This window comes from Mesorhizobium sp. M4A.F.Ca.ET.050.02.1.1 (genome assembly GCF_003997725.1).
Classification (GTDB): domain Bacteria; phylum Pseudomonadota; class Alphaproteobacteria; order Rhizobiales; family Rhizobiaceae; genus Mesorhizobium.
Window position 1 is genome coordinate 1 of the sequence record NZ_RZSG01000378.1, and the last position, 5,695, is coordinate 5,695.

The window sequence follows — 5,695 nt, forward strand, 5'->3', positions numbered from 1 at the left end:
TTTCGGGCGTGACGCGGATCACCGTTTCCGGCGCGGCGCCGGCGAGAATGGTCTCGGCATCGGGCGCCTCCGGCGTCACGCCGGCAATGTGAAAAAGGCCGACGGCGCCGGACGAGGCGGCGGCGGCGCCGAAGGCCTTCAGCGCGTCCTCGCCGGGGTGCCTGGCCACGCCGGTGACGACGCCGACTGCGTTGCCCACCTCGCGGCCATAGAGGCTGCCAAGCACCGGCCACGCGATCTCGGAAACGAGGAATGAAGGCGAGAGGCCTGAAACATCGAACACAAGTCGCGCCCGCCGGTTGTCCGGGCGGTGCAGGCCATAGTCGGGAGCGCGGCCTGTGATGGCGCAGGCGATGTCGAGGAAATCGCCATAGCGATTGGTGCGCGCGCCCAGCACCGAATTGCAGAACACCACCGCGTTGGACTCGCCCCAGGCGACGTCGCTGCCCTGCGCCGGCCGGTGCCCGGCCTGGTAGGGAGCGCAGGTCCAGCTCTGCTCGCAGCCAAGCTTGCGATAGGCTTCCATCATCCGCCGCGCCATGCCGCGCTGCGGCTCCTCGAGGCGGATGCGCGAGCAGCCCATCAGGTCGAGTGCGCCGACATTGAGCGTCGAGCGCACCGCGACGCGCGCGCCGCCCTCGACAAGCCGTTCGGCAAACAGTGTGCCGGAATCGCCGTGGTAGAGCGCCCCGTCAATATGCGTCGAGGCGATTGGGATGAGCCGCGGCGCGTCGAGCAGGCGGGCACTTTCGGCAACGATGCGCATCGCCATTCCCGTGCCGTCCCGACCGGCGGCGATCGCCTGTTCTTCCGCGCTCAAGGTTAGGCTCATAACAGCACCTTGCGCATGGTGATCGAGGTCGCCCGGTCGTAGCCTTCATGCGCGGTGCGTTCGGTCTCGTCAAAGCCGAGCCGCACGAAAGCCCGGTGGTTTCCATCGAGTTCGATGCGCGTTTGCAATTCGACGGCGCCCTTGCCACGGCTAACGGCAAGGTCCTCGGCGGCCTGCATCAGCAGCCTGCCGATGCCTTGCCCCTGCAAGTCTGGCTCGACGGCGAGCTTGCCGACATAGAGGGTATCGGCGCGCTCCTGCGTGAAAACGCAGCCGGCGATCCGGCCGTCCCGCAGCGCCAGGAGCCCGATTTCCTGCCGGGCCTTTTCCTTGAGCCTTTCGGCGGTCAGCAGATGCGCCGAGGAGGGCGGATCGATGACGCCGTCCATATAGGCGAAAGAGCGCATGATCAGCGAATACAGTTCCTCCCATCGCCCGAAATCGGGTCGGATTTGCGTAACGAAGACGCCTGTCGGCCGGTCCATGCGATCAGGCTCTCTTGTAGCGGATCGTGTCGAAGCGCGCGCCGAGCGCGTCGTAGAGCAAAAGCCGGCCGACAAGCGGCTCGCCGATGCCGGTGATCAGCTTTATCGTCTCCATCGCCTGCAGCGTGCCGATGACGCCGGTCAGCGCGCCGACAATGCCGGCAACGGCGCAGGACGGCACCAGCCCCTCCGGAGGCGCTTCCGGGAAAAGATCGCGGTAGCCCGGGTTCGGCTTGCCGTCGGCGCCGGCCTCGAACGGCTTCAGCACGGTCAGCGAGCCGTCGAAACGGCCGACGGCGGCGTGCACCAGGGGCTTGCCTTCCGCCGCGCAGGCATCGGCCACCGCGTAGCGCGTCTCGAAATTGTCGGAGCCGTCGACCACGATGTCGTAGCGGGCGACGAGGGCAGGGGCGCTGTCCGCCGTCAGCCTGAGGCGGTGCGGCTCCACCACGACATTGGGGTTGATGCGCGTGATCGCTGCCGACGCGCTGTCGGTTTTGGCCATGCCGATCGCGTCCGTGGCATGGATCACCTGTCGTTGCAAATTGGACAGCGAGACGGTGTCGTCGTCGACGATGCCGAGCGTGCCGACGCCGGCGGCGGCAAGATATTCCAGCGCTGGCGCGCCGAGCCCGCCGGCGCCGATCACCAGCACCCGCGCGCGCTTGAGCCTCTGCTGGCCGGCGCCGCCGATCTCCGGCAGCACGATATGGCGGGCATAGCGCTCGAGTTCTTCGTCGGTAAGCTTGGTCATGGCCAAACCTTATCGCGGCGCAAAAACCTTGTCAGGGGTCTTCGGTTGGCCCAACCGTGCCGTGGTCGACCGTCAGGAACTGCGCACGGCCTTCGAGGCTGGAAAACAGCGCGGCGTCGGTTCCGGTCATGAACGCCTGGCAATTGAGCTCCTCGAGGATCGAGAACAGGGCCGCGCGCCGGCCGGCGTCGAGATGTGCCGCGATCTCGTCGAGCAGCAGGATCGGCGTCATCCCCGACATCTCGCCGGTCAGCCGCGCATGCGACACCACGATCCCCACCAGCAGCGCCTTCTGCTCGCCGGTCGAGCAGAGCTCGGCCGGCATCGCCTTCGGCCTATGCCGCACCACGAGATCGGAACGGTGCGGGCCATCCAGCGTGCGTCCGGCGGCACGGTCGCGGTCGCGGCCATCGGCGAGCGCACGGCGGAAGCGCTCCTCGACATCGACCGCCGGCGCCGCGCCGAGCGCGTTTTCCAGGTCGCCGTGGAGGCTGATGTCGGCTTGTGGAAACGGTCCGCTGGAAGGCAGCCGCTCAATCATGGCGGCAAGCAGGCGCACCAGCTCGGCACGGGCGGCGGCGATTGCCACGCCGGTCTCCGCCATCTGCGTCTCGATGGCGTCGAACCAGCCGCCGTCGCGCGATCCTTCCGTAAGCAATCGGTTACGGCCTCGCATCGCCTTCTCGTAGTCGAGCGCGCGCTGGCCATGGCCGGGGTCGATCGCCAGAACCAGCCGGTCGAGAAAGCGCCGCCGGTCGGCGGCCGGCCCGGGGAACAAGCCATCCATCGCCGGCGTCAGCCAGACGACCCGCAGCCATTCCAGCATGTCCTCGGCCGATCGCGCCGCAGCGCCGTTGATCCGCACGCGCCTGCCGCTTTCGCTGCTGTCGCCACCCGGAATGCCGGTGCCGATCTCTACCTGGCCTTCGGGTCCCTCGATGCGGGCGTGCAGCGCAAAACCGCCATCGCCGCCTTCGCGCGCCAGATCGACATAGGGCGCGCGGCGCAGGCCGCGCCCCGGCGTCAGCAGCGAAACCGCTTCCAGCAGATTGGTCTTGCCGGCGCCATTGTCGCCGGACAGCACCACGGCCCCGGGCGACAGATCGATGGACAGCGCCGCATAGTTGCGGAAGTTGGTAAGTGTAAGCTTACTTATGTGAGTCTGTTGCTGTTTTGCAGCTCCCGTCACGGCAACGAACTGGCCCTGCCGCAGCCTAGACCCGCATCGGCATCAGCACGTAGAGCGCGGTCTCGTCGGCCATGTCGTGGATCAGCGTCGGCGAGCCGGCGTCGGCAAGCATGAATTTCGCTTCCGAGCCGGTGAGCTGGGCGGCGACGTCGAGCAGATACTTGGCGTTGAAGCCGATCTCGATCGGGTCTGACGAATAGTCGGCCGACAATTCCTCGGTGGCGCTGCCGGAATCCGGATTGTTGACGGCGAGCGTGAGCTGTCCCTCGGCGATCGACAGCTTCACCGCCCGGCCGCGCTCCGAGGAAATTGTCGACACACGGTCGACTGCGGCGGCAAAGCTCTGGCGGTCGATGATCAGCTTCTTGTCGTTGCCGGTGGGAATCACGCGCTGATAGTCCGGGAAGGTGCCGTCGATCAGCTTCGAGGTCAAAACGACGCTGCCGATGGTGAAGCGGATTTTGGTGTCGGAAAGTTCGGTGGTCACGGCGACATCCGGGTCGTCGACCAGCTTCTGCAACTCGCTGACCGTCTTGCGCGGGATGATGATGCCCGGCATGCCTTCCGAACCGGCCGGCGCGTCGATCTCGGCACGCGCCAGGCGGTGGCCATCGGTCGCCACCGAGCGCAGCTTCAGCTTGCCGCCGGCCTCATGCGTGTGCAGGTAAATGCCGTTCAGATAGTAGCGCGTCTCCTCGGTGGAGATGGCGAACTGCGTCTTTTCGATCAGGCCTTTCAGGTCGACCGAATCGAGGCGGAAGATGTGCGAGAAGGAGCCGGCCGAAAGTTCCGGGAAATCGGACTGCGGCAGGCACTGCAGACGGAAGCTCGACCGGCCCGAGGTGACGGTCATCGCATTGCCGTCCTCGTCGGTCTTCAGCATCACCTCCGCTCCGTCGGCGAGCTTGCGCACGATGTCGTAGAGCAGGTGCGCCGGAACCGTTGTGGCTCCGCCGCGCTCGACCTTGGCGGGCGTGGCTTCGGTCACCTCCAGGTCAAGGTCAGTCGCCTTCATCTCGAGGCTGGCGCCCTCGGCGCTGAGCAGCACGTTAGACAGGATCGGTATGGTGTTGCGCCGTTCGACCACGCGGTGGACATGGTTGAGCGACTTCAGGAGATTTGACCGTTCCAGGATAACACGCATGACGAAACAGGCTCGCTTGAATGAATGAGCGGGTCTCCGGCGAGCGGCGCCCCGCGAAAGCTCTGAACAGGCTCAGAATCTGCCTAAACTGACAGGAAAAAGCCTGCAAACGCAAGCCCGCGCCACCGGTTCGGACCGGTTGCGCGGGCTTTCTGGGGATAAAGCCGGCGAAGTCCCCGTTTAATGCATGTCACCCAAAAGCGCGCAGCGGTTCGAGAACAACGACATGCATGAAAACCACACCTCAGCGCGTCGCATGGACCGTTACGGGCGCGCCGCGCTTTAGGGCAATTCCAGGAAAAGTGTGTAACGGTTTTCCGTCCGGAATTGCGTAGAAACAATTAGTTAGAGCGGTTCGGCGATTCCATGAAACGCTGAACCGCTCCAGGTCTTTCCCGGCCGCTCAAGCCTGGTCGTTGATCAGTCTTCTCAAGAGTTCCAGTTCCTGCGCCAGCGTGTTGTCGGCGCCCGAAAGGTCCTCGATCTTGCGCACCGCATGCAACACGGTCGTATGGTCGCGGCCGCCGAAGCGCCGTCCGATCTCGGGCAGCGAGCGCGGCGTCATCACCTTCGACAGATACATGGCCACCTGCCGCGGCTTGACGATGGTGCGCGTGCGCCGATTGGACAGAAGCTCGGTCTTCGACACGTTGTAGTGGCGCGCCACGATGCGCTGGATGTCCTCGATGCGCACTCGCTTCGGCTCGCCCGAGCGATAGATGTGCCCGAGGATCTCGTCGATACGGTCGATGCTGATCTGCGGTTCGAAGGACTGTCTGAACAGGAGCTGGTTGAAGGCGCCTTCCAACTCTCGTCCGCTTCCGGTCACCGTGCGCGCGACATGGTTGAGGATCTCGTCCGAAATATCGAGCGAGGCATCGTCGACCTTGGCCGTGGCGAGGCGCAGCTTCAGCATGCCGAGACGCATTGCGAAGTCCGGCGCCGACATTTCCAGGGCCACGCCGCCATTGAGGCGGGAGCGCACGCGCGGCTCCAGCGACTCCAGCTCGGACGGCGGCCGGTCGGCGGCAACCACCACCTGCTTGGCGCTGTCGAGCAGCATGTTGATCAGGTGGCAGAACTCATGCTGGATCGACTTGCCCTGCAGGAACTGCATGTCGTCGATGATCAGGAGATCGATATCGCGCAGTTGCTCCTTCAACGTTAGCGCGTTGTTGTCGCGGATGGCGGTGGCGAAGCGCCACATGAAATACTCGGCCGTCAGGTAGACGACGCGCGATTTCGGGTTGTGTATCAGCGATTCCGCCGCGATCGCCTGCAGAAGATGCGT

General features: G+C 65.4%; 6 protein-coding genes. All 6 read right to left on the bottom strand.

Features of this window, described 5'->3' with window-relative positions; all coding sequences use genetic code 11:
• Window positions 1–820, bottom strand: an 820-nt coding sequence (locus tag EOA33_RS22010) for an aconitase X (RefSeq protein WP_281033538.1), incomplete at its 3' end; no start/stop codon positions are given.
• 8 nt (window positions 821–828) lie between these two features.
• Complete coding sequence (locus EOA33_RS22015) at window positions 829–1,317, bottom strand: GNAT family N-acetyltransferase (protein WP_127406579.1); 489 nt, start codon at window positions 1,315–1,317, stop codon at window positions 829–831.
• 4 nt (window positions 1,318–1,321) lie between these two features.
• The gene (locus tag EOA33_RS22020) at window positions 1,322–2,071 is read right to left on the bottom strand and encodes a molybdopterin-synthase adenylyltransferase MoeB (protein ID WP_127406581.1); all 750 of its coding nucleotides are present in this window, start codon (window positions 2,069–2,071) and stop codon (window positions 1,322–1,324) included.
• Between the two features lie 31 nt (window positions 2,072–2,102).
• Window positions 2,103–3,260 (bottom strand): DNA replication/repair protein RecF, encoded by a 1,158-nt coding sequence (recF, locus tag EOA33_RS22025; protein ID WP_126056647.1) that lies wholly within the window; start codon window positions 3,258–3,260, stop codon window positions 2,103–2,105.
• A 25-nt stretch (window positions 3,261–3,285) separates the two neighbouring features.
• Window positions 3,286–4,404 carry a DNA polymerase III subunit beta gene (gene dnaN, locus EOA33_RS22030; protein ID WP_126056646.1) on the bottom strand — a complete coding sequence of 373 codons (1,119 nt, stop codon included), beginning with the start codon at window positions 4,402–4,404 and terminating at the stop codon, window positions 3,286–3,288.
• A 403-nt stretch (window positions 4,405–4,807) separates the two neighbouring features.
• A partial coding sequence (dnaA, locus tag EOA33_RS22035) for a chromosomal replication initiator protein DnaA (RefSeq protein WP_127406582.1) occupies window positions 4,808–5,695 on the bottom strand: 888 nt, incomplete at its 5' end.